Below are 24,554 nucleotides of genomic sequence, written 5' to 3' on the forward strand. Positions count from 1 at the left end.
TAGTGGGGCCAATGCTGACACGCAAACAACACGAGCTGCTAATGTTCATCCATGAACGGATGAAGGAGAGCGGCATTCCCCCAAGCTTCGATGAAATGAAGGATGCGCTGGACCTGGCGTCCAAATCCGGCATTCATCGACTGATTACGGCCCTGGAGGAGCGCGGCTTCATCCGGCGCCTGCCCAACCGAGCCCGGGCGCTGGAAGTGGTAAAGCTGCCCGACTCGATGAACCCGTCGCTAGGCGGGCGTAAGGCGCGGTTCGAGCCGTCGGTGATCGAGGGTAATCTGGGCAAAGTGGCCAATCCACCAGCCCGCGGCCATTCGGGCGGCGGGGACGACTATGCCCGTCCGGTTTCGATCCCGGTCATGGGGCGCATTGCGGCCGGTACCCCGATCGAGGCTATCCAGTCTCATTCCCATACTATCTCCGTGCCGCCTGAAATGCTGGGCGCAGGCGAGCATTACGCCCTTGAAGTGCGCGGTGACTCGATGATCGAGGCGGGCATTTTCGATGGCGATACCGTGTTGATCAAGAAGCAGGAACACGCTTCGACCGGCGAAATCATCGTGGCACTGGTCGATGATGAGGAAGCGACCCTGAAACGTCTGCGCCGCAAGGGTGACACTGTGGCCCTGGAGGCCGCGAACCCGGCGTATGAAACCCGCATTTTTCCGCCCGACCGGGTCAAGGTGCAGGGTCGGCTTGTGGGTTTGATGCGGAAATATTGAGATCAGTCTCGCTAAATTTGAGAGGCCCGCCGAAATGGCGGGCCTTTTGTTTTTTGATCAGCGCGAGCCTTAGTGATTGTCGCGCGGCACGCCTTCTGTTTGAGCGATGCGCTGGTACTTCTGGGCGGGCTTGAGGATGGCTCCTTCGCCCAATTGCCCCACGATCCCGCGCTGGATTTCCTGCCAGGGCGTCTGGTGCTTGGGGTATTTGTAGCCACCCTCGGCCTCAAGGGCTGCGCGGCGGTTTGCGATTTCCTCGTCGGAAATGAGGATGTCGGCTTCGCCCTTGTTGAGGTCGATGCGCACCCGATCGCCGGTCTTGAGAATGGCAAGATTGCCACCTGCTGCGGCCTCGGGGGAGGCATTGAGGATCGAGGGCGAGCCGGAGGTGCCGGACTGGCGACCATCGCCAATGCAGGCCAGCGAGGAAATGCCCTTCTTGATGAGGTAGTCGGGCGGCCGCATGTTGACCACTTCCGCGGCACCCGGATAGCCGATCGGTCCGGCGCCGCGCATGAACAGCAGGGTGTGTTCGTCGATCTCAAGAGCCGGATCGTCGATCCGGTGGTGGTAGTCTTCGGGGCCATCGAAGACCACGGCCTTGCCCTCGAACATGCCTGGATGGGCCGGATCGGAGAGGTAGCGGTCCTTGAACTCTGGGCTGATCACGCTGGTCTTCATAATAGCGTTGTCGAAAAGGTTGCCGCGTAGCACGAGGAAGCCAGCCTCGGCCTTGAGCGGATTGTCGAAGTGGCGGATGACTTTGTCATCCTCGATGACAGTGGTGCGGCAGTTCTCACCAATGGTCTTGCCGTTGACGGTAGGCGCGTTCTCGTGGATCAGCCCCTGCCCCATCAGCTCGTTGACCACTGCGGGTACGCCACCGGCGTGGTAATAGTCCTCGCCAAGATATTCGCCAGCCGGTTGCAGATTGACCAGCAGAGGTACCTTGTGGCCGTGCTGCTGCCATTCATCGATTTCGAGTTCGACGCCGATATGCTTGGCAATGGCATTGATATGGATCGGCGCATTGGTCGAACCGCCAATGGCAGAATTAACGACGATAGCGTTGAGGAAATTTTCCTTGGTCAGGATGTCTGAGGGCTTGAGATCCTCATGCACCATTTCCACGGCGCGCTTGCCGGTGCGGTAGGCCATTTCCTGACGGTCGCGATAGGGTGCGGGGATGGCGGCGGAACCGGGGAGCTGCATGCCCAGTGCCTCGGCCAGCGAATTCATGGTCGAGGCCGTGCCCATGGTGTTGCAATAGCCGGTGGACGGCGCGGACGACGCGACAAGCTCGATGAACTTGGGATAGTCGATCTCGCCTGCGGCCAGCATCTGGCGGGCCTTCCAGACGATAGTACCCGAACCGGTACGCTCACCTTTGTGCCAGCCGTTGAGCATGGGGCCGACTGACAACGCGATCGCTGGAATATTGACCGTTGCCGCGCCCATCAGCATTGCCGGCGTGGTCTTGTCGCAGCCAATGGTGAGGACCACGCCATCGAGCGGATAGCCATAGAGCACTTCCACCAGGCCCAGATAGGCCAGGTTGCGGTCGAGACCCGCAGTCGGGCGCTTGCCGGTTTCCTGGATCGGGTGCACCGGGAATTCGATGGCGATGCCGCCCGCCTCGCGAATGCCCTCGCGCACGCGCTCGGCGAGCACCATGTGATGGCGGTTGCAAGGGCTGAGATCCGAGCCGGTCTGGGCGATACCAATGATCGGTTTTCCAGACTGCAATTCCTCCCGCGACACGCCAAAATTCATGTAGCGCTCAAGATAGAGCGCGGTCATGTCGGGGTTTTCGGGATTGTCGAACCATGCGCGCGAGCGAAGCTTGCGGCCGCCGGCGCCGCCATTGTCTGCAGTCATCTTGCCTGTTCCTTGCTTGTCCGCCGGGCGCGGATCAGAGGGCCTTGGTGGAAGTGTTCTATCACGCGAAACCGCGCTGTGAATGGGTTTGGGATAAAAAATCATACAAATCAGCCAAAGCTGTGCCATGGATGTTAGAAATCTGGTCAAAGGGCCTGCTGAGCTTACCCTGGGAGAAGCTGGCAGCGCAGCTATCGCGTAGGAAAAGGTCCGGAGTTGGAATCGAACTGGCCAGCAGGCGCAGAGGCCATTAGGGTCGCGCCGCATCGTTCCGGGATCGAGGGAGAGGGTTCAGATTGACCGAGTCAGTTGCATGGGTTGGGGTGGATTGGGGAACATCCAATCTGCGCGCCTGGGGCATTGGGGGGGCTGGCGCTGTGGTCGCAAGCGCCGATTCCGACCAGGGGATGGGCAAATTGGCACGCGAGCAGTTTCCGCAAGCGCTCGGCGCAGCGCTCGGGCAAATGCCATTGCCAGCCGGGCCGCTTGATGTGGTCATTTGCGGTATGGCCGGAGCGCGGCAGGGTTGGCTCGAAGCCCCCTATCTTGAGGCACCGACCGATCTTGGGTCGCTTGGCCTGGGCGCGGTAAGCCCGGCTATGCCAGATGAACGGTTTCGCGTGTCTATCCTGCCCGGCGTCTGTCAGCGGCAGGGCGGCGAGAATGTCATGCGTGGCGAGGAAACCCAATTGCTTGGTCTGGCCAGCCTCTACCCCGACTATGCTGGTCTGGTCTGCATGCCGGGCACGCATTCAAAATGGGCCAGGCTCGAAGGTACTCGGATCGCGCACTTCTCGACGGCCATGACCGGGGAATTGTTCGCCCTGCTCAAGAGCCAATCGGTACTACGCCACTCGCTGAACGGACCATTGGACGGCCCAGGCCAGGATGAGGGTTTTGTTGCCGGTGCGCGTGACGGGCTGGACAATCCTGCAGGACTATTGGGCCAGTTGTTCACCGTTCGCGCGGCCTCCCTGCTTTCGGGCAAGGCGCCGGACTGGTGCGCGGGCTATCTCTCGGGCCTGCTGATCGGCACCGAGATTGCTGCGAACCGTAACGAGATCAGCACAGATCCGGTGCCGCTGATCGGCTCTGACAAGCTCTGCGCGCTGTATATGCGCGTGCTCCACATGGCCGGCGCCTCTGGTCGCCTGGTCGACTCAACTGAAGTCGTGCTTGCCGGTCTCAAGGCCGCGCGCGCGTCCATTGCCTGAGGATTTGCCCGTGACCCATCGCCATATCATCGCCATTCTGCGCGGCATGACGCCCGATGAGGCCGTGCCCGTCTGCACGGCACTGGTGGAGGCCGGTATTACGCTGATCGAAGTGCCGCTCAACTCACCCAATGCGGTGGATAGTATCGGCCGCGCCGCCAAGGCTCTGTCTGAGCGGGCTGAGATTGGTGCGGGCACGGTGTTGACGCCAGAGGATGTGCGGGCCGTTGCCGGTGCCGGGGGTACTTTCATCGTTTCCCCGGACACCAATGTCGAGGTGATCGCGGAGACAGTGCGACTGGAGCTGAAGTCCTATCCCGGAGTGTTTTCTCCGACCGATGCCTTTGCCGCCATTCGCGCCGGCGCGACCGGGCTCAAATTCTTCCCGGCCGAAGTGCTGGGCGCCAAGGGAATCAAGGCGATGAAAGCCGTGCTGCCGCCCGCCCTGCCGCTCTATGCGGTGGGCGGCGCCAATCCGGATAATTTCCACGAGTTCTTCGCCGTGGGCTGCGCCGGATTTGGCTTGGGCACCTATATCTTCAAGCCGGGCATGAGCGTGGCGGAGGTCAGCGAGCGCGCGAAACTGGCCGTTGCGGCCTATGACCAAGGAGCCGCGAAATGACCGAGACCGCCAAGCTGCTGATCGACAGCCAATGTGCATTGGGTGAAGGGCCGTTCTGGCATGCGGGCCGCCAGCAATTGTTCTGGTTCGATATCAACAACAAGACCCTGTTTGCCGCCAATGCCGAGGGCGCCGTGCAGAACCAGTGGCAGTTCGACGAGATTGTCGCGGCGGGCGCGATTATCGATGATGCGACGCTGGCACTGGCCAGTGAAACCGGGCTGAAGCGTTTTGACATGGTGACCGGTGAGACGGTTCACCTGGTCGATATCGAGCGGGACGTGCCTGCCAATCGTACCAATGACAGCCGGGTGCATCCCTCCGGTGCATTCTGGATCGGCACCATGGTCAAGGATGAGGGTCCCAAGGACGGTGGGGTCTATCACTATCGCGCGGGCGTTCTGACCAAGATCATCTCCAACGCCGCCATCCCCAATGCCACCTGTTTCTCGCCCGACGGGCGCACGGCCTATTGGACCGACACGCCGGACCAGAAGATTCTCAAATGCGCCGTCGATCCCGAAACGGGGATGCCGGTTGGCGAGTGGAACCTGTTTGCCGATGTTTCAGAGCATCGCGGCTATCCGGACGGGGCCGTGGTCGATAGCGCGGGCTATCTGTGGAACGCCCGTTGGGGCGGCTCCTGCGTGATCCGCTATGCACCTGACGGGTCCATCGACCGAATCATCGAGGTGCCTGTGAGCCAGGTCACCTGCCCCGCATTTGGCGGCAAGGACCTGAAGCGCCTGTTCCTGACCAGCGCCAACAAGACCCTGTCGGCCGAGCAATTGGCGGAGGAGAAGGTCGCTGGCGGGGTCTTCTTTATCGACCTCGATGTGGCCGGACAGCCCGAACCCAAGATCAAGCTTTGAGACCTGCAATGAAGCCCTGCCTTGGCGTCTGCTACTATCCCGAACACTGGCCAGAGTCCTTTTGGGAATCCGATGCCATGCGGATGGCCGAGGTCGGCATTCGATTCGTCCGGATCGGTGAATTCGCCTGGTCGCGGCTTGAGCCAACTGACGGCAATCTCCAACTCGACTGGATGATTCGCGCCATGGACGTGCTGGGGCGCCACGGCCTCAAGGTGATCGTCGGCACGCCGACGGCGACGCCGCCGCGCTGGATGATCGACAGGCATCCGGATATGCTGGCAGTCGATCGTGAGGGGCGAAGCAAGGGCTTTGGCTCACGGCGGCACTATGATTTCTCGCATCTGGGCTATCGCGAGGAAAGTGCGCGAATCACGCGGATTCTTGCCGAGGCGCTGGGCGATCATCCGGCACTCGGTGGCTGGCAGACCGACAATGAATATGGCTGCCACGACACGACCTATTCCTACTCATCGGCCGCGCAGGACGGTTTTCGAAAGTGGTTGGCCGAGAGATATGAAAATATCGGCGCGCTGAACCAGGCCTGGGGCACTGTGTTCTGGTCGATGGAGTACAACAACTTTGACCAGATCGAGCTGCCAAACCTACTGGTCTGTGATGCCGCTCCTGCCCATGAGCTGGATTTCCGGCGCTATTCGTCCGACCAGGTCGCCGCGTTCAATGCGGTGCAATATGAGATATTGAAGGCCCGGCGGCCTGACCTGCCGGTGATCCACAATTTCATGAGCCGGTACAGCGAGTTCGATCACTACAAGTTGGGTGAGACGCTCGATATTGCCAGTTGGGATTCCTATCCCATCGGGCACCTCGCTGGCAGCGATGAAACCGCGGAGCACAAGGCCCTCTATATGCGCCAGGGCGATCCGGACAATGCAGCATTCCACCACGATCTCTATCGCAGTGTCGGGCATGGCCGGATGTGGATCATGGAGCAGCAGCCCGGCCCGGTGAACTGGGCAGCCGCCAACCCCGATCCTCTGCCCGGCATGGCGCGGCTTTGGGCCTGGGAGGCTTTTGCGCACGGTGCGGAAGTCGTGTCCTATTTCCGCTGGCGCCAGGCGCCTTTCGCGCAGGAACAGATGCATGCAGGGCTAGTGCGACCCGACAGCGAACCGGCGCCCGGCTATGGTGAAGCCAGCCAGGTGGCGCGGGAGCTTGCCGAAATCGGGCTGGAGGGCACGGTTTCACAAAGCAGGATTGCGCTGATCTACGACTATGAAAGCGAGTGGGCCTGGGAGGTCCAGCCGCAGGCGGCCGGTTTCAAACATGGCAATCATGTGCGGGAACTCTATTCGGCATTCCGCAAGCGCGGGCTGGATGTCGATGTGCTGCCCCCATCGACAAGTAGCTTTGCAGGCTATGACATTGTCGCCATTCCCGCCCTGCTCGCCTGGACGGACGAGCTGCGTGACGCAGTGGCCAATTTTGATGGTCACGTACTGATAGGGCCGCGCACTGGCTCGAAAACAGAACACTTTGCCATTCCCGACCGGCTGGGTCCCGACCTGCCGCAGAACCTGCTCGACGCCAAGGTGGCCAGGGTGGACAGCCTGCCCGCAGGCGTCGAGGTGGCCGTCAAGGGCGGCGGCGCGGCGCGACTTTGGCGCGAAAAAGTGGAGGGCAGTGCGAAAGTCGTGATGGAGGATGTCGAGGGCGTACCAGTGCTGCTCTCGCAGGGGAACCTTTTCTACCTCACCGCCAGTGGCGACCAGGCACTGGTGCAGCGTGTGGCCGACTATCTGATTGCCGAGGCCGATACGCCAACACTGGCCCTCCCCGCGGGCGTTCGCTGCCGGGTGCGCGGCCAGTATCGCATCTATGTCAATTACGGGACCGGCACGCAGACACTGACCCCGGCCCAAGACGAAATTGGCTATGTACTGGGTGGTGCCACCATTCCGGCAGCCGGTGTCAGCGTGGCGCAATGCGCCAGGGCCGATTGAGATTCTCAATGGCCGGGCGGATATCGAACCGCCCGGTCGCCTCATTCCAGACCAACCAGTGCACACCGCCTTCGAGCAGGTTTCGCGGTCCGATGACCTGCCCCGTAGCGTAGCAGAATTGTGGCGGGTAGATGCGCGCGATCAACAGGTCATGGCGACCACAATCTTCGGCGAAAGCTGCCGCATTGCGGATGACGGCTACGCTATAGGCCGGGTTGGTCAGAATGCAGCCCAGACCGTCGCAATTGGCCGCCGGGTGCGGGGCTGTAATTTCGGCCTGGTAGTGGTCGCTCCAGACATCGACGGCAAAGCTGCCGGTTCGGCCAGTCACCAGCGCCATTGCCTCACCATTGCGAATTGCGACGGCCTGGGTGGTATCGGCAATCAGGATGTCCGGGCGCGGTTCGAACCCAATTGCCAGGATTACGGGGAGTGCCAGGGCCGGCCCCAGCAAGCGCCAGCGGGTTTCAAGGAAGGCGAACCAGGCAAGAGCGATCAGCCCCACGCCCAATGTCCAACCTGCGAGCAGCGGATTGCCTGTCCAACCCTGGCTCCAGGCGGCCACCAGTTCGGCGACATCGATCATGCGGTCAATGCCCCAGCCCATGATGGCCAGGAAAAGCCCGTCAATGCCCAGTGGCATGGCAAGAACCGAGACGACGCCGAAAGGCATGATGACCAGGCTGACAAAGGGCAAGGCCAGCACATTCCCGATAACCCCCAGCGGGGCAGTCTGCTGAAAGTGGTAGGCAGAAAACAGGAGGGTCGCCAGACCCGCGACAAGGCTGGTCCATGCGGTAGCGGCAACAACACCGCCGATGCGGGCCAAGCGCCCTCTCGATGGCGTTCCATGAAGGCGCGGCAGTTCATAGATGCCGATGAGACCGACGACTGCGGCGAAGGAGAGCTGGAAGCTGGGCCTGAAGATGCTCGCCGGATCGATGAGAATGATGATGATGGCCGCGATGGCGACATTGCGCATGGTCAATGCCTGGCGTCCCGCGAGGACCGCGCCGAAGATCAGAGCGAGCATCAGGGTCGAGCGGAAGGCCGGCACATTGTCCATACCACCGGCTAACAATAGATAGAGAAAGGCCGCGACAATGCCGACCGATGCAGAGATCTGCTTGATGGGCCAGGCCACAAGAGCCGGAATCGAAGCCAGCGCCAGGCGCAGGAGCCAGTAGATGCCGCCTGCCACAATGGACAGGTGCAGGCCCGAGATCGAATAGATGTGGGCCAAGCCCGAGGCGGCCATGACGTCGCGCGTTTCATCGGTGATGTCGCTTTGATCCCCGACCACCATGGCCTTGCCGATCGCGGCTGTAGCGCCATCCAGAACCGTATCGATGCGGTCACCAATGACGGTGCGCAGGCCCTGAACCTGACGGGCCAGGCTCCAGATGTCGCCGGCGGCAAGGACCTCAAGCGTCCCGATGGTCGAACCATAAGCCCCCACGCCAACGAAATAGGAGTGAAACTGCCCGTCATGAGCACCGGGCAAGACCGGCCCTGGAATGGGTGCCAACCGCAGGGCGGCCCGGAAGCTGTCGCCCGGCGCGAGCTTTAGATCGCCCGGCAGGACGATACGGGCGCGGCGGATCGGGACTGGTCTGGCGTCTTCGATCGGCACAAGTTGGGACGCAATGATCCGGATCCGGTTCTCATCGGCGGACAGGACCTCGTCGACCTGGGCTTCATAGGTACCATAGGCCGGGTAGGCCAGCATCGGGGTGCCAAAGGCCAAGCCATGCAGGGGCAAGAGGCAGAAGCCGAGCCAGAACGCGGAGATCTGAACGACGCCCCGGAGCCCATTCAGTGCAAGCCGAACACGAGACACCACCATCAGGACAGCCAGAGCAATCGCCACGCCAGCGAGCAGATAGGCTGACGGCTCGGCTGGCATGGTTGCGTAGCAGATCAGCCCCGCGATCATGGAAAACGGCAGCAGGACAAAGAGCCGACGCATTTCAACGGCACTTTGTATGGCGTTGCGCAGGCTATCCCCTGCTGCAGGTTCTCCAGGAGCAGGCCAGTCCGCCCGCTTGCCGCGCGCGCGCAACCATCTGGCCAGCCTCGACGTGCCCTCGACAACCCTTTGCCCAGCCCCCATGCGCCCTGCCCTTGCGCTCAAGCCCGCCTATGCTACACACAGCCCGCAATTTCTCAAATCCTTCCGGTTTGCCATGTCTCAGGTCGTCACGCGTTTTGCTCCCTCTCCCACCGGCTATCTGCACATTGGCGGTGCGCGAACGGCGCTGTTTAGCTGGGCCTATGCGCAGAACAAGGGCGGCAAAATGCTCTTGCGTATCGAGGATACGGATCGGGAAAGGTCCACTGAGGCCGCCGTCACCGCACTGATCGATGGGTTGAAGTGGCTGGGCTTGGACTGGGAAGGCGAGCCGATCAGCCAGTTCTCCCGCGCTGCGCGGCATGCTGAAGTGGCTCACGAGCTGGTGAAAAAAGGGCACGCCTATTATTGCTATTGTTCCCCCCAGGAGCTGGAACAGATGCGCGAGGAGGCCCGCGCCGCTGGCAAGCCGCCACGCTATAACGGCTATTGGCGGGACCGCGACGCTTCGGAGGCCCCTGCCGACATCAAGCCAGTGATCCGTATCAAGGCGCCGCTGGAAGGCGAGATCGTCGTGCGCGACCATGTGCAGGGTGAGGTGGTGTTCAAAACCGAGAACCTGGATGACTTCATCATCCTGCGATCGGATGGCACCCCGACCTACATGCATGCCGTGGTGGTCGATGACCATGACATGGGCGTCACCCATATCATCCGCGGCGACGACCACCTGACCAATGCGGCCCGGCAGATCATCATCTACAATGCCATGGGCTGGACCGTGCCGGAAATGGCGCATATCCCGCTGATCCATGGGCCGGATGGCGCCAAGCTGTCCAAGCGGCACGGCGCGCTCGGCGTCGAGGCCTATCGGCAGATGGGCTACCTGCCCGCAGCCTTGCGCAACTATCTGGCGCGCCTGGGCTGGAGCCATGGCGACGACGAATTCTTCACCACCGAGCAGATGGTGGAATGGTTCAGCCTTGAGGCCCTCAACAAGGGGGCTGCGCGCTTCGACTTCGTCAAGCTCGAGAACATCAACGGTCACTATATCCGCGAGGCCGACCCCGCCTATCTGTATGACGTTATGGTTGAAACGGCCAGGGAAGTCGGGCGCGACGAGGATGCCAAGGGCCTGATGGCCAACCACAATACGGTTCTGGCCGCCCTGCCCGAATTGCAGCCGCGCGCCAAGACCGTGCTTGAACTGATCGATCTTGCACAGTTCATCTATGCCCTGCGCCCAATCCAGCCGGACGAGAAAGCTGCGGCGTTGCTGACCGATGAGGCACGCATTGTGCTCCAGAGCGTTGCCGATACGTTAGGGGGCCTTGCCGATTGGTCAGTGCCAAGCATTGATGCGGCCATGCGTGCCCTGGCTGAGGAAAAGGGGCTCAAGCTGGGCAAACTGGCACAGCCTTTGCGTGCGGCGCTCACCGGACGCACTGTTTCTCCGGGGATTTTCGAGGTCATGGTGCTGATCGGACGAGAAGAGAGCCTTGCCCGACTCGGTGATCAGACGGCTGCTTGAGACACGATAGGCAAGCCTGTCGCCAGCCTGTCGGATAGATAAGTCATACTCACCTATCGGTTGCTTGCGATGGGCAAGACCTGATACCTCTGCACCGGAAAATCGGCGCTTTAAGGGCGCCGCCCCCGGGGCCGCATTTCCTGTCCTTTCCTGCGGACGAACGGGGTGAAGCGAGGAGAGCTCAATGACCGAAAAAGTCGCCAAACTCGTCATCGGAGACCAGACCCACGAATTCCCCATATTGAGTGGTTCGGTGGGTCCGGATGTGATGGATATCCGTTCGCTCTATGCCAAGACGGGCCTGTTTACCTACGACCCCGGGTTCACCTCGACGGCAGCGTGCGATAGCGCGATTACCTATATCGATGGCGACAAGGGCGAGTTGCTCTACCGCGGTTACCCCATCGAGCAACTGGCCGAAAAGTCCAGCTATCTCGAAGTGTGCTACCTGCTGCTCTATGGCGAGCTGCCGACCCCGACCCAGTTCAAGGAATTCGAGGCCCTGGTGACGCGCCACACCATGGTGCATGAGCAGATGCACTATTTCTATCGTGGCTTCCGCCGCGACGCGCACCCAATGGCCATCATGACCGGCGTTGTCGGCGCCATGGCGGCCTTTTACCATGACAGTACCGACATCAACGATCCGCAGCAGCGCGAGATCGCTTCGATCCGCATGATCGCCAAAATGCCGACGATTGCGGCCATGGCCTACAAGTATTCAGTGGGCCAGCCCTTCGTCTACCCGCGCAACGATCTCGATTACGCAGCGAACTTCCTGCATATGTGCTTCTCGGTGCCCGCCGAGGAATACAAGGTCGATCCCAAGATCGCCCGCGCGATGGACCTGATCTTCACACTGCATGCCGATCACGAGCAGAACGCATCGACCTCGACGGTGCGTTTGTCGGGATCGTCGGACGCCAACCCGTTCGCCTGTATCGCGGCTGGCGTGGCGTGCCTCTGGGGCCCCGCTCATGGCGGCGCCAATGAAGCCTGCCTCAACATGCTGCGTGAAATCGGCACGGTGGATCGTATCCCCGAATTCATTGCCCGCGCCAAGGACAAGAACGACCCGTTCCGCCTGATGGGCTTTGGTCATCGCGTCTACAAGAACTTCGATCCGCGCGCCAAGGTGATGCAGGCCACGGCCAAGGAAGTGCTGGAGATTCTCGGGGTGGGCAATAATCCCACGCTGCAGGTGGCCCAGGAGCTGGAGCGCATTGCGCTCGAGGACCAATACTTCATCGACCGCAAGCTTTACCCGAATGTCGACTTCTATTCGGGCGTGATCCTGGATGCGATCGGCTTCCCGACCTCAATGTTTACCGTGCTGTTCGCCGTCGCCCGCACCGTTGGCTGGATCAGCCAGTGGAAGGAAATGATTGGCGACCCGCAGAAGAAGATTGGCCGCCCGCGCCAGCTCTACAATGGCGCCACTGCACGGGACTACGATCCGATCAACAGCCGCTAAGTGCGCCAGATTTCGAGGATCCGGTCTGCCGGGTCCTCGCGGAGGTGCGGGGGCAGCCCCGCCTCCATAATCCGAAAAAGCTCGTCAAAGGCCAGTATCTGGTCCTGGCGGGCTTTTTTGTTGTCCAGCAGATTGCGCATTGCTGACTTTGCAGGGCTCGCCAAAAGTGGTGCTGCGACAAATTCGGGCACAATCTGTTCGCCGAGAATGATATTGGGCAGGGATACCCAAGGCCGACCGAGTTTTGCGTAGACATGGGATTGGTGGCTGTCGAGCGCGTAAATGACCACCATAGGAACACGCGCGAGAGCTAGTTCGAGCGTCACGGTGCCCGAGACGCAGATGGCGCCAATGGCCTGCTGATAAACTTCGCGACGCGCAGCGCGCGATTCAACGACACGGACTGGCGCCGGCCAACTGGCGGTTTCCCGGATCAGCCTGTCGCGCAGCCGGGGCAAGGTCGGGATGACCAGTTCAGTCACCACCTCATGGCGCGCGAGGTCGGCTGCCATTTCGGCCAATACGGGCATGTGGCGGCGCAGCTCGCCATCGCGGCTGCCAGGCAGCAGAACAAGCGGCCCTCGATCAGGTGGCGATAGCGAAGGGATGGCCTCGGCAAGGGCCGGATGGCCGACGTAGCTGGTGGGGGGACCGCCAAGCCGCTCCATGGCCTCAGGCTCGAACGGGAGCACGGCCAGAACGGCATCGAAGAGCGGCGCAAGGCGTTTGGCGCGCTCCGGGTGGCGGGCCCAAACCGATGGCGCCACATAGAGGACCAAGTGACCAGCATACCCGCGCTTGCGCAGGCGTGCCGCCAGAAGGCGCGAGAAGTCCTGGGCATCGACAAGCACCACCATGTCAGGGTTTGCGGCCAGGATGGCCTGCGCTGTCTGCTTGAGCCGCCAGAGCAGGCGTGGCAGGTTGAGCAGCACATCGGTGATGCCCATGACCGCCAGATCGGACATCGCATAGAGCGTGGTCAGCCCCTGCCCCGCCAATTCGTCGCCGCCAACGCCAGACAGCTCCAGATTCACCTGGCCGCGCAGCCGCGCCACCAAATCTGCAGCAATCCGATCTCCGGACGGCTCACCGGCCAGAATAAAGAGGCGCAGCTTCTCGCTCATGGTTGCCTCCGGATCGGATGGCTATTCTGTCTCGTGGCCGTTGCGCGGCAGCAGGATGGGGCGATCCTGGGCGTCTGCAATGAAACGCACCACGTCCTGAACCAGAGCATCCTGGCTGAAGATCTCGGCTGCGTCTTCCACGCGTTCCCGCAGCGTCCCCTCACTCGCAAAAATCTGCCGATAAGCGGCGCGCAGGCGGTGGATGGCTTCGCGCTCAAAGCCCCGGCGCTTGAGGCCAATGAGGTTGAGGCCAGTCAGGGTCGCCCGGTTGCCGACCGCCATGCCGTAGGGAATGACGTCGCCATCCACCATGGATTGGGCGCCGATAAAGGCGTGCGCGCCGATGCGGGTGAATTGATGGATGACGCAGGTGCCGCCAAAAATCACATTGTCACCGACCTGAACATGGCCGGCTACGCCGACATAGTTGGCCATGATGACATTGTTCCCCAAAATCGCGTCATGGGCGACGTGAGCGTTGGCCATAATCAGGCAATTATTGCCAATGCGCGTGACCATGCCACCATTTTCGGTGCCCGGATTGATGGTCACGGATTCCCTTATGGTGCAGTTCGCGCCAATTTCGAGGCGTGAGTTCTCACCATGAAACTTGAGATCCTGCGGCTCATGGCCGATCGAGGCGAAGGGAAAGATACGCGTACCGGGGCCGATCGTCGTGTTGCCTTCGACAACAGCGTGCGACACCAACTCGACCCTGTCGCCAAGCGTGACATTGCTGCCAACGATGCTATATGGCCCGATGCGTACATCCGCGCCGAGCCTGGCCCCATCGGCGACAATCGCCGTGGGGTGAATCATAGGGGCTGTCACGCCTCGGCCCCGACGATCATCGCGGTGATCTCGGCTTCGGCAATCACTGTGCCGTTGACCTTGGCCTTGGCCTCGTAGCGTCCCACATTGCGGCGGCGGTGCATCTTGGTGATGTGGAATTCGATTGTATCGCCAGGTCCGGCAGGCTTGCGGAAGCGGGCATTGTCGACCCCGAGCATCAGAACGATGTTTTTCCGGCCACCGGTCGAGTCGTGCTTGATGACAATGGCGCCGGCTGTCTGGGCCATGCCTTCTATGATCAGGACGCCAGGAAAGATCGGGTTGTTCGGGAAGTGTCCGAGAAAGATCGGTTCGTTGAACGTGACGTTCTTCACCCCAATGGCCGATTCGTCGCCGTTAATCTCAACGATCTTGTCGATCATCAGGAAGGGATAGCGATGTGGCAGCGCCTCAAGAATTTCGGCGATGTTCATGGCATTGAGTTCGGTGACGGCGGTGGTTTCGTTCATCCCCGCTTCTCCCCCTTCGACAGTTTCCGCACAACGGCGAGTTCTCGCCAGAAATCTCTTATATCCTGCGCTGGAGCGCCAGCAAGCTTGGACCCGGCGGGCCAGTCCTTGGTCACGGCCGCCCGGCCATGAATGACCGAGCCGGCGCCAATGCTGAGATGACCCGAGGTGCCAACCCCGCCGCCCATCAATACGCCATCCCCCACGATAGTGGAGCCGGACAGGCCGCTCATAGCTGCAATCAGACAGTTGCGGCCAATACGGCAGTTGTGACCGATCTGGACCAGATTATCGATCTTTGACCCTTCGCCCAAAACCGTGTCACCCAGTGCGCCCCGGTCGATGGTACTGTTCGCGCCAATCTCGACGCGGTCCTGAATGACCACCCGACCCAGTTGCGGGATCTTGCGATTGGACTGGCCGAAATCGAGCCAGCCGAAGCCTTCCGTGCCGATGCGCACGCCGGAATGCAATACGACTTCATTGCCCAGATGAGCGCAGTCGATGGTGCAATTGGGGGCAATGATGCAGTTTCTGCCAATGGTTACACCGGCGCCGATCACCGTGTTGGCGCCAATCACAGTGCCTCGGCCGATTTCAACGCCGGCGCCCACCACAACATTGGTGCCAAGGGTGACATCGCGCTCGAACACGGGCGCACCAAGATCCTCTCGCCCGGCCGCGATGATTGATCGGGTGCTTGACGGATAGAGCGCGTCGAGAATATCGGCAAAGACGTTGTGGGGCTTGTCGATCACGACGGCGATGCAGCCCACGGGAACGGCGTCCTTGAGAGCGGGCGACACCAGAACGGCACCAGCAGTGGTGGCGCGCAGTTCCTCAATGTAGCTGGGCTGGGCCGCAAGGGCCAGTTCACCCGGCCCGGCCAATTCGAGTTCGGCGACCCCGGTAATTGTGAGCTCGGGATTCCCAAGGCCCGCCGCCAAGTCTGATTGACCAACCAGAGCAAGCAATGCGCCCAAGGTCTGCGGACCGGCGAAGCGATGGAAACGGGTATCGACCATGATATCACTTAAACAGAAAGAGCCGCGGCGCTACCGCCCCGCGGCTCCAAAAAACTATTCACGCCGGCCAGACTAGAGCAAGGTCGAGATGGTGAACTGGAACATCTGCGTGCGGTCGTCGGTCGACTTGTTCAGGACATGAGCAAAGTCGCCGCGCAGCGGGCCGAACGGCGAATCCCAGATAAGGGATGCACCAACCGAAGTGCGCCATGGCTGGTCGTTGCTTGTGGCAACCGCACCACCGCCACCGATGATGTCGCTGCTGTCACCAACCCAGGCAGCGTCTGCCCAGACCGCACCGCTCAGACCGTAGCTCTCCGGAAGGCCGGGGATCGGGAACTCGATTTCACCGGAGATACCGGCAAACATAGTGGCCCCGACATATTCGCCAGTCCCCAAGCGCGGGCCAAACCCACGGGGTTCAAAACCGCGAATGAGCTGCGAGCCAGGCGTAAAGGCCTCGACCGAATGAACGGCGCCGCCATTCATGCTATTGATGATGCCAGCCTGGCCGCGGATGCTGCCCACCACGCCGCTGTCCGGGATCAGCGGCACAAAATAGCGTGCGCGCGCCTCGGAGCGCAACAGATTGTGGTCCCAGCCAATGTAGCGCTGGGTGAAGGTGGCATAGAGCCCTTCTGTCGGGTTCTGGACATCGTCCACACCGTTCCAGGTCAGCGTGTAGCCAATAAACGCCTTGTTGAACTCCTGACCATTCGCGACCAGCGTCGAATTTGGCGCATCTGTATCGTCAACGACCATCCGCTCATAGCCACCGAAGAACTGCGCGTTCAAGGCGCTGGTCAGCGGCACACCCACCCGAAGCTGCCCACCGGTTGTCTGCGTCCCGTAGAAGCTGGTCGAGGTCTCGTCGTTGATGCGATGATAGGCATCCACGCCAGCAGAGATCTTGAGACCCATGAAGCGGGGCTCGGTGAACGAAAAGTCGAAGGTGCGGCCCGACTGCGAAGCACCAATGGCCGCCCGCAGATACTGGCCGCGGCCAAGGAAATTGCGCTCGGTCAGCGACAGCTCGCCCAGAATACCGTCGGTGGTGGAGTAACCGGCTGTGGCCCCGTACTCACCGGTGGACTGTTCTTCGACATTGATGTTGAGGACAATCTTGTCCGGCGAAGAGCCAGGCGCAGTCGAGATATCGATCCTGGAAAAATAGCCAAGAGCGTCGATATTATTGCGACCGCGGATCACCATGGAGCGGTTGAACGGGTCGCCTTCAGCAAAATCGAGCTCACGACGAATGACGAAGTCACGTGTCTTGATGTTACCCGTAATGTTGATGCGCTCGACATAGATGCGCGCACCTTCATCAACCAGATAGGTGACGTTGAAGGAATTGGTGGCCGCGTCGCGATCCAGGCGCGCCCGGACGTCGGCAAAGGAGTAACCCTGGACTGTGGCCTCGTAGGCCATATCCTCGATGGACTTTTGCAGATCAAGCGCCGAATAGGTCGCACCCTGCCCCGTGCGCACAGTGCTGCGCAGCACGTCTGTGTTCAGGCCGTCAATGCTGGTTTCGATACCAACATTGCCGAACTCATACTTCTGACCTTCGTTGACGGTCACATTGATGAAGTAGGCATTGCGAGCGGCATCATATTCGGCAACCGAATTGACCTGCGCATCGGGGAAACCCCGATTGGCGTAGTATGCCCGGATCCGCTCACGGTCGACGGCCATTTTCTGCTCGTCATAGGTGTCGTCCCGGAGCAGCCAGCTCAGGATGCCCGACTCCTTGGTGAGCATGGCGCCCTTGAGATTGCCTGCGCCGATGGAGTTGTTGCCGGTAAAGTTGATCGCGGCGATCCCGGCGCGCTCACCTTCATTGATCTCGAAGATCACCCGCACCCGACCATCTGTGGTCTGCTCGGTCCGGGCCGTTACCGAAACGGAGTTGAACCCGTCACGATCATAGGCAAGGCGAATGCTCTCGATGTCAGCGTTGAGACGCTGCTGGCTGTAAATTCCCGAGGTCGAGATATCGACCATGGTCAGGAGCTGACTGTCAGGGAAGCGGCGATTGCCTTCGAACAGAACGGAAGCAACCAGTTGCTCCTGTGCCTGTGCCGTCACGACGCCAAGGACAGGCACGCCAGCAACCATGGGGGCTGCCCCCAAAATGGCTATCGCCGAAACCGCGCCACGCATCAACTTGGTGGGGTGAATCATATTGTTATTGCCTTCTGCGACCCGCTCGAAGAATCGCCATGCACAGCGCTCCCCCAAGCTAACTCCATTGAAGTGTTTTACTGTTTTTTTAACCAGGAACAAGGCGTGACTGCTCACGCGGTTAGCAATTCATTGGCGACCTTGTATTCGTGCAACACCTTGCGAACCAAGGTTAACAATGCGTTAGCGCAAAATACCGAAGTGGTCGAACACCGTGTCGTTGAACAGGGTAAACACCATGAGCGCAAGCACAAGGGCAAATCCGAAGCGGAAGCCGATTTCCTGTATGCGCATGCTGAGCGGGCGCCCGCGAGCTGCTTCGATAAAATAATACAGCAGGTGCCCGCCATCGAGCATAGGCACCGGCAGCAGGTTGAAGATCCCGATATTGAGCGAGAGCAGCGCCATCAGGTTGATCAGGGCCACAAAGCCCAACGTAGCAACTTCCCCTGAAACCTTGGCCACCTTGACCGGTCCGCCAAGCTGCTCGACATCCCCTCTGCCTACGAAGAAGTCGCCAAGGAAAGCCGCCGTGCGCTGCACGATGAACCGGATCTCCTCGAAGGTCATGCCCACGGCCTCGACAGGACCGGGGCGATAAAGTGTCACATCGGTCTCCTCGACATCTCGGGAGACCCCGATCCGGCCAATCCGCTGGTCATTGCCGAATCGGTCCTCGATTTCAACAGCTTCGGGGACCAGGGTAAGCGTTCGTTGCGCACCGCTGCGCACAAGGTCCACCACCACCGCGCGCTCTGGACTGGTGGCGACATAGCGCTGGAAATCCTCAAAGCCGCGAACGGCATAACCATCGACTGCCAAGATTTCATCGCCTGGCAGGAAGCCCGCTGCCTCGGCGACCGAGCCGGAGACGACTTCGCTGATGACAGGCGGGATCGTGTAGCGGCCATAGCCGAGCAAGAGAGCATAGAGAATCAAGAAGGTCAGCAGGACATTGGCAAGCGGGCCGGCGGCGACGATCGCAATGCGTTGCCAGACACTCTTGTTGACGAAGAGGCGCGGCGCCAGGGCCGGATCCACATTTGCGGCGGCCTCAAGGTCGGGCACGCTGGCCGGATTCATGTCGCCGACAAAGCGGACATAGCCCCCCAATGGGATAGCTGAAATACGCCAGCGCGTGCCGTGCCGGTCGTTCCAGCCCACCAGCTCGCGCCCAAAGCCAACCGAGAAGGTGTGGATGGCCACCCCGTTCCAGCGCGCCACCAGATAATGGCCCATCTCATGGACGAAGACGATAACCGTCAGAACGACGAGGAATGGAACGAGATAGGACAGCAGCCAGTAGGCGAAATCAAACATTGGGTTCCAATACTCTCACAGTTCGGCACGGGCTGGCGCTACTACCAGTGGAGCAATCCCGTCGCTATCGCCCCGAACCCGGCATGGGTTGCGCCCACTATTACGACCAGAAACACGCCGAATGTGAGACTGTCCAGGCGATCCATCAGCCCGCCATGTCCGGGAATGATGTCGCCGCTGTCCTTGATGCGGAAGAACCGCTTGATCGCACTCTCGGCCAGATCACCGGCCTGAGCGAGTACGCTGATCGTCGCAGAGAGCAGGATGCCAATCCAGATCGGTGAGTCGGTCAGCCACAGCCAGACCAGCAGCCCCGCACCAGTACCAAGAGCGAGCCCACCCAAGGCGCCCGACCAGGTCTTGGATGGCGAAATGTCGGGAGCGAGCTTTTCACCGCCAATCTGGCGGCCTGCAAAAAAGGCTGCAGAATCGGTCATCCAGACCACGGTACCAAGATAAAGTCCGGCCCAAATTCCTGCCGTCCCGGTGCCGCGCATGGCCATGAGAGAGGTTATCAGCGCACCGAACAGCATCAGCCCGACAATCCGCCAGACCATGTGCTCGCGCTCCATGGTGAATGTCAGGCCACACGCCAGGGCAATCGCCCCTGTTGGCCCCCAGAGTCCGACAAGTGGGTATAGGAGGCCGGACAGCGCCACGAGCCCGATCAGCACCATGCCCTGTTGGGTCAGCGGCGCACGGGTCACCATGGTCTCCCATTCGCGGTAGGCAAGGGCATAGACCCCACCTACAACCGCAGCAAAGAGATAGCTGCCAACGACAAGCGCCGTCGCGGTCAGCGCAATCAAAACAGCGGCAGAAGCGAGTCGCGGCCCTACATCGGCCCAGGACCGCCGGGCTGGGACCGGCTGATCAGTATTCGGATCCCCCTGCCCGCTCAACGCGCGTCCGTCCCAATACCGCCAAAGCGCCGGTCACGCTGAGTGAACATTTCAAGCACCCGAACAAAGCTGGCTTCGTCAAAATCGGGCCAGTGTTCATCAACAAACACGAACTCCGCATAGGCCGCCTGCCAGAGCAGGAAATTGGAGAGGCGCTGTTCGCCACTGGTCCGGATGATAACGTCCGGATCTGGCAGACCAGCGGTGTAGAGCGCGTCGCCAAGCCGTTGCTCGTTGATGTCGTCAGGGCTTAAACGCCCCGCAGCCACTTCACCTGCCAGGTGACGGGCCGCAGCGACAATCTCGGCCTTGCTGCCATAGTTGAACGCGACCACCAGGGTCAGTCCCGTATTGGCCTGCGTCTTGGCCTCGACATCGTCGATCAGCTTGACGAGGCTCGGTTCCAGCCCAGCACGCGAACCGATGATACGAACGCGCACATTGTTGCGTATCAGCCGCTGCAAATCTGATGCAACAAAGCGCCGCAACAGGTTGAAAATGAAGGACACTTCATCAGAAGGTCTGGACCAGTTCTCCGACGAGAAACTAAATACCGTCAGGCAGGGCACGCCATAGGCGATGCAGTGTTCGACTAAACCGCGAAGGGATTTGACACCTTCTACATGACCTTCGGTCCGCCGCTTGCCGCGTTGCCTGGCCCAGCGGCCATTGCCATCCATTATGACGCCGATGTGGCGCGGGATTTTCAACCCCGCACCTGGCTCAACTTTCATGCTGGCGGCCGGTTCCCCTGCCATCAACGCCCTCCCGGCGCGAGATCATGTGATCCTCTAGACCTGCATGATCTCCTGTTCCTTGGTCGCCACGATGGCATCGATCTCAGCGACGGAGTCATCGGTGGCCTTTTGAACCAGATCGGACTGCTTCTTGGCGTCGTCCTGGCTCATGTCGCCGTCTTTCTCCGCCTTTTTCAAGGCATCCATGCCGTCGCGTCGAATATGGCGCACGGCGACGCGCGCCTGCTCGGCATAGGTGTGGGCAACCTTGGCAAGCTCCTTGCGGCGCTGTTCATTCAGCTCGGGCAATGGCACGCGGATGATCTGCCCTTCACCCATCGGGTTCAAACCCAAGCCGCTGTCACGAATGGCCTTCTCGACAGCATTGGCGTTGGACCGGTCCCAGACCTGCACAGAGAGCATCCGGGGTTCGGGTACGGTCACTGTCGCTACCTGATTGAGCGGCATGCGCGAGCCATAGACTTCCACCGTTACGGGATCGAGGAGACTGGCGCTGGCGCGCCCGGTCCTCAGGCCACCCAACTCATCCTTGAGAGACGCGACGGACTTCTGCATACGCGTCTTGAGGTCGTTGAGATCGTAGCTCGAGGCCATTGCTGTTTCCTTCCAGTCCATTGCCGGCCCGGGTCTTGTGCCCGTTCTCTGGCGTTCATCGGGTTCATCAACACCCATAGTGCGGGGCCGACGGCACCTGCAAGCAGGTGTCTAGAGCGGATTGCCCACGCGCGTAGACAGGCCCTTGCCCTCCAATACACCAGCAAGGCCTGCCTTGTCGTCCAATGCATATACGATTATCGGCATGGCGTTGTCGCGGGCAAGTGCGAATGCAGCGGTATCCATCACCTTCAGGTTTTGATGGATCACGTCGTCATAGCTAATCTGTGTGTAGCGGGTTGCGGTCGGGTCTTTCATCGGGTCGGCCGAATAGACCCCGTCGACCTTGGTCCCCTTGAGCACCATGTCGCATTCAAGCTCGATGGCACGCAGGGTCGCTGCGGTATCGGTTGTGAAGAACGGATTCCCCGTTCCGCCGCCCAGGACAACGACAAAGCCTTCTTCGAGCGCCAGCTTGGCGTCGCGCGCGGTAAAAGTATCTGCAACAGAAGGCATGGTTGCTGCACTGAACGGCTTGGATTTGACGCCGTGGCGGGTGATGGCATTGCTCAGGGCCAAGGCGTTGATCATGGTGCCCAGCATGCCCATCAGGTCGGCGGTCACGCGGTCGGTGCCATCAGCCGCACCGGCCATGCCTCGGAAAATATTGCCCCCGCCCACCACAATGGCAACCTCAACGCCGGTGCGTGCCACGTCAGCAATCTGGCCGGCAATGCGCTGCAGGTATGGCGGTTCAATGCCAAAGGAATTGTCTCCCGCCAGCGCTTCACCCGATACCTTGAGCAAGATGCGCTTATGTGCGGATGGCATTGGTGGGGACCCCTTGATCTTTGATGAGCGGGCCACCGATTCCGGCGGACCCGGCAAACCCTATGGCAAATTGCCCGGCAAATGAAGCCAAGGCTGCATGCTGAAGTAATTTGAAGTGGAATAGCTCAATCCAGAAAAGCGGCCTATCCGGAGAGCGTGGGAACGGGCGAAATCGCCCATTCCCCCAAATTGGTCTGGCTTATTTGGTGCCAGCAGTAGCCGCGACTTCTGCGGCAAAGTCGCTTTCGACCTTCTCGATACCTTCGCCCAAAGCATAGCGCACGAACTTGGTGAGCTTGATCGGGGCGCCAGCGTCCTTCTCGGCGTTCTTGATCGCGTCGCCAACCTTGGTTTCACCGTCGATGACAAAAACTTGGCTGAGCAAGGTCACTTCTTCGAAGTACTTGCGCATGCGGCCTTCAACCATCTTTTCGGCGATGTCAGCAGGCTTGCCACTTTCCTTGACCTGCTCAAGGATGATGGCGCGCTCACGGGCGACAACTTCCTGATCCAGCTCGTCGGGCGAGATGGCCTGAGGCTGGGCAGCCGCGATGTGCATGGCAAGCTGCTTGCCAAGAGCCGACAGAGACGCCTTATCGCCGGTCGATTCGAGGGCAACCAGAATACCGATCTTGCCCATTCCGGGCTTAACAGCATTGTGGACGTAGCTTTCGACCACACCGTCGGTGACCGAAACGGTCTCGGTGCGGCGCAGGTTCATGTTCTCGCCGATCTTGGCGATGGCTTCGGTCAGTTCAGCGGAAACCGAGTGGCCGGTGCCGGGGAACGGCATTTCACCGAGCTTGACGACATCGCCATCAGCATCGAGCGCCAGCTTGGAGACAGCTTCGACGATGTTCTGGAACTGCTCGTTGCGGGCAACGAAGTCGGTTTCAGAGTTGACTTCAACGGCAGCGGCCTTGGTGCCGGCAGTGATGACGCCGACCAGACCTTCAGCAGCGACGCGGTCGGCCTTCTTGGCGGCCTTTGCCAGGCCACGGGTGCGCAGCCAGTCAATTGCTGCGTCCATATCGCCATTGGTTTCAGCCAGGGCCTTCTTGCAGTCCATCATCCCGACACCTGTCGAGTCGCGGAGCTGCTTGACCATTGCAGCAGTGATTTCCATGGGTTCACCTCTTGGCGGCCCCTCGCGGGGCGGCTTATTCGAGTGGGTACTTGCCCGGAATCGGGCGGAGCGTGCCTCCCACAGGAAGGCACGCCTGCACGAAGATTAGTTGACGGTTGCGTCGCCTTCGGCCGGCAGGTCCTCGGCGGGCGCCTCGGCAGCCGAGCCCAGATCGGCGCCGAGCGCGCTCGAAGAGCGGCCGATGCCGTCGATGGCAGCACGCGAGATCAGCGAGACATAGAGCTCAAGAGCGCGGCTGGCGTCGTCATTGCCGGGGATGGCGTAGTCAACGATATCGGGATCGCAATTGGTGTCGACGATGGCGACGACCGGGATGCCCAGGCGACGGGCTTCCTTGATTGCGTTCTCTTCCTTGTTGGTGTCGATCACGAACAAGAGGTTTGGCAGGTTGCCCATGTCCTTGATGCCGCCCAGGTCGCGCTCAAGACGCTCCTGCTCGCGGGACATCATCAGGCGTTCCTTCTTGGTGCGCAGGGCCAGGTCGGCCTCGCTCATCGACTCGAGCTCGCGCAGGCGGGCGATCGAGTTGGAGATGGTCTGCCAGTTGGTCAGCGTACCGCCGAGCCAACGGGAGTTGACGTAGTACTGGGCCGACTGCTTGGCCGCGTCAGCCACCAGCGGGGCGGCCTGGCGCTTTGTGCCGACGAAGAGAACGCGGCCGCCATCAGCCACGGTGTCGGATACGAGCTGCAGGGCGCGGCTGAGGGCCGGCACGGTCTGGCTCAGATCGAGAATGTGAATGTCGTTGCGAACGCCGAAAATGTAGCGTTCCATCTTCGGGTTCCAGCGATGCTTCTGGTGGCCGAAGTGCACGCCAGCTTCGAGAAGCTGACGCATGGAGAATTCTGGCAGTGCCATGATGGGCTGCTCCTTTACCGGTTGATGCCTCCACGAAGCCTTGCAGCGGAACCCGCCACCGGTTGGATTTTCCGCAAGGGAAAAGCCTGCTTCGTGTGTGAAATCACGTTCGACCCGTGCCGAACGCGTGGCTGCTATATGCCAAGGCGG

At 60.9% G+C, this 24,554-nt stretch carries 21 protein-coding genes; 7 read left to right on the top strand and 14 right to left on the bottom strand.

The window, feature by feature from the left end; all coding sequences use genetic code 11:
- The first annotated feature begins 11 nt into the window (after positions 1-11).
- Complete coding sequence (gene lexA / locus DDE76_RS07525) at positions 12-731, top strand: transcriptional repressor LexA (protein ID WP_104894395.1); 720 nt, start codon at positions 12-14, stop codon at positions 729-731.
- A 69-nt stretch (positions 732-800) separates the two neighbouring features.
- On the opposite strand, the gene DDE76_RS07530 is transcribed toward lexA, so the two are convergent.
- Complete coding sequence (locus tag DDE76_RS07530; RefSeq protein WP_104894396.1) at positions 801-2,609, bottom strand: IlvD/Edd family dehydratase; 1,809 nt, start codon at positions 2,607-2,609, stop codon at positions 801-803.
- 296 nt (positions 2,610-2,905) lie between these two features.
- Here DDE76_RS07530 and DDE76_RS07535 point away from each other — a divergent pair, with 296 nt between their 5' ends.
- The 4 genes from DDE76_RS07535 to DDE76_RS07550 are packed head-to-tail and all read left to right on the top strand — an operon-like array spanning position 2,906 to position 7,281.
- Entirely contained in the window at positions 2,906-3,823 is a 918-nt protein-coding gene (locus tag DDE76_RS07535) for a 2-dehydro-3-deoxygalactonokinase (protein ID WP_104894397.1), read from the top strand.
- 10 nt (positions 3,824-3,833) lie between these two features.
- A complete protein-coding gene (locus tag DDE76_RS07540) occupies positions 3,834-4,445 on the top strand; it encodes a 2-dehydro-3-deoxy-6-phosphogalactonate aldolase (RefSeq protein ID WP_104894398.1) in 612 nt (203 codons plus the stop codon).
- Positions 4,442-5,317 carry an SMP-30/gluconolactonase/LRE family protein gene (locus DDE76_RS07545; protein ID WP_104894399.1) on the top strand — a complete coding sequence of 292 codons (876 nt, stop codon included), beginning with the start codon at positions 4,442-4,444 and terminating at the stop codon, positions 5,315-5,317. Before DDE76_RS07540 ends, DDE76_RS07545 begins: the two co-directional genes overlap by 4 nt.
- 8 nt (positions 5,318-5,325) lie before the next feature.
- A complete protein-coding gene (locus DDE76_RS07550; protein ID WP_104894400.1) occupies positions 5,326-7,281 on the top strand; it encodes a beta-galactosidase in 1,956 nt (651 codons plus the stop codon).
- On the opposite strand, the gene DDE76_RS07555 is transcribed toward DDE76_RS07550, so the two are convergent.
- A complete protein-coding gene (locus tag DDE76_RS07555; RefSeq protein ID WP_157955702.1) occupies positions 7,250-9,250 on the bottom strand; it encodes a ComEC/Rec2 family competence protein in 2,001 nt (666 codons plus the stop codon). The genes DDE76_RS07550 and DDE76_RS07555 overlap by 32 nt on opposite strands.
- A 217-nt stretch (positions 9,251-9,467) precedes the next feature.
- On the opposite strand from DDE76_RS07555, the gene gltX reads away from it, so the two are divergent.
- Entirely contained in the window at positions 9,468-10,883 is a 1,416-nt protein-coding gene (gene gltX / locus DDE76_RS07560) for a glutamate--tRNA ligase (RefSeq protein ID WP_104895047.1), read from the top strand.
- Between the two features lie 184 nt (positions 10,884-11,067).
- Positions 11,068-12,357 (top strand): citrate synthase, encoded by a 1,290-nt coding sequence (gene gltA / locus DDE76_RS07565; protein WP_104894402.1) that lies wholly within the window; start codon positions 11,068-11,070, stop codon positions 12,355-12,357.
- Here the strand turns inward: gltA and DDE76_RS07570 are convergent.
- From DDE76_RS07570 to rpsB, 12 genes are all read right to left on the bottom strand, one after another.
- A complete protein-coding gene (locus DDE76_RS07570; protein ID WP_104894403.1) occupies positions 12,354-13,481 on the bottom strand; it encodes a lipid-A-disaccharide synthase in 1,128 nt (375 codons plus the stop codon). The genes gltA and DDE76_RS07570 overlap by 4 nt on opposite strands.
- Before the next feature lie 21 nt (positions 13,482-13,502).
- The gene (gene lpxA, locus DDE76_RS07575; RefSeq protein ID WP_104894404.1) at positions 13,503-14,300 is read right to left on the bottom strand and encodes an acyl-ACP--UDP-N-acetylglucosamine O-acyltransferase; all 798 of its coding nucleotides are present in this window, start codon (positions 14,298-14,300) and stop codon (positions 13,503-13,505) included.
- An 8-nt stretch (positions 14,301-14,308) separates the two neighbouring features.
- On the bottom strand, positions 14,309-14,782 hold the full coding sequence (fabZ, locus tag DDE76_RS07580; RefSeq protein ID WP_104894405.1) for a 3-hydroxyacyl-ACP dehydratase FabZ: 474 nt from the start codon (positions 14,780-14,782) through the stop codon (positions 14,309-14,311).
- A complete protein-coding gene (gene lpxD, locus DDE76_RS07585) occupies positions 14,779-15,807 on the bottom strand; it encodes a UDP-3-O-(3-hydroxymyristoyl)glucosamine N-acyltransferase (protein ID WP_104894406.1) in 1,029 nt (342 codons plus the stop codon). Before lpxD ends, fabZ begins: the two co-directional genes overlap by 4 nt.
- A 72-nt stretch (positions 15,808-15,879) precedes the next feature.
- Positions 15,880-17,994, bottom strand: a complete 2,115-nt coding sequence (gene bamA / locus DDE76_RS07590) for an outer membrane protein assembly factor BamA (RefSeq protein ID WP_104894407.1) — start codon at positions 17,992-17,994, stop codon at positions 15,880-15,882.
- A 183-nt stretch (positions 17,995-18,177) separates the two neighbouring features.
- Positions 18,178-19,314: an RIP metalloprotease RseP gene (gene rseP / locus DDE76_RS07595; RefSeq protein WP_104894408.1), complete on the bottom strand. Its 1,137-nt coding sequence runs from the start codon at positions 19,312-19,314 to the stop codon at positions 18,178-18,180.
- A gap of 41 nt (positions 19,315-19,355) precedes the next feature.
- Complete coding sequence (locus DDE76_RS07600; RefSeq protein WP_157955703.1) at positions 19,356-20,123, bottom strand: phosphatidate cytidylyltransferase; 768 nt, start codon at positions 20,121-20,123, stop codon at positions 19,356-19,358.
- A gap of 89 nt (positions 20,124-20,212) precedes the next feature.
- Positions 20,213-20,974, bottom strand: coding sequence for an undecaprenyl pyrophosphate synthase (locus DDE76_RS07605; RefSeq protein ID WP_104894410.1), 762 nt, complete (start codon positions 20,972-20,974; stop codon positions 20,213-20,215).
- Between the two features lie 33 nt (positions 20,975-21,007).
- Complete coding sequence (gene frr, locus DDE76_RS07610) at positions 21,008-21,568, bottom strand: ribosome recycling factor (protein ID WP_104894411.1); 561 nt, start codon at positions 21,566-21,568, stop codon at positions 21,008-21,010.
- 111 nt (positions 21,569-21,679) lie between these two features.
- Complete coding sequence (pyrH, locus tag DDE76_RS07615) at positions 21,680-22,417, bottom strand: UMP kinase (protein ID WP_461381899.1); 738 nt, start codon at positions 22,415-22,417, stop codon at positions 21,680-21,682.
- Positions 22,418-22,598: 181 nt separating this feature from the next.
- Positions 22,599-23,525, bottom strand: coding sequence for a translation elongation factor Ts (gene tsf / locus DDE76_RS07620; protein WP_104894413.1), 927 nt, complete (start codon positions 23,523-23,525; stop codon positions 22,599-22,601).
- Between the two features lie 105 nt (positions 23,526-23,630).
- Positions 23,631-24,404: a 30S ribosomal protein S2 gene (gene rpsB / locus DDE76_RS07625; RefSeq protein WP_104894414.1), complete on the bottom strand. Its 774-nt coding sequence runs from the start codon at positions 24,402-24,404 to the stop codon at positions 23,631-23,633.
- Positions 24,405-24,554 lie beyond the last annotated feature (150 nt).

The sequence above is a fragment of the Devosia indica genome (assembly GCF_003056405.1).
Lineage (GTDB): Bacteria > Pseudomonadota > Alphaproteobacteria > Rhizobiales > Devosiaceae > Devosia > Devosia indica.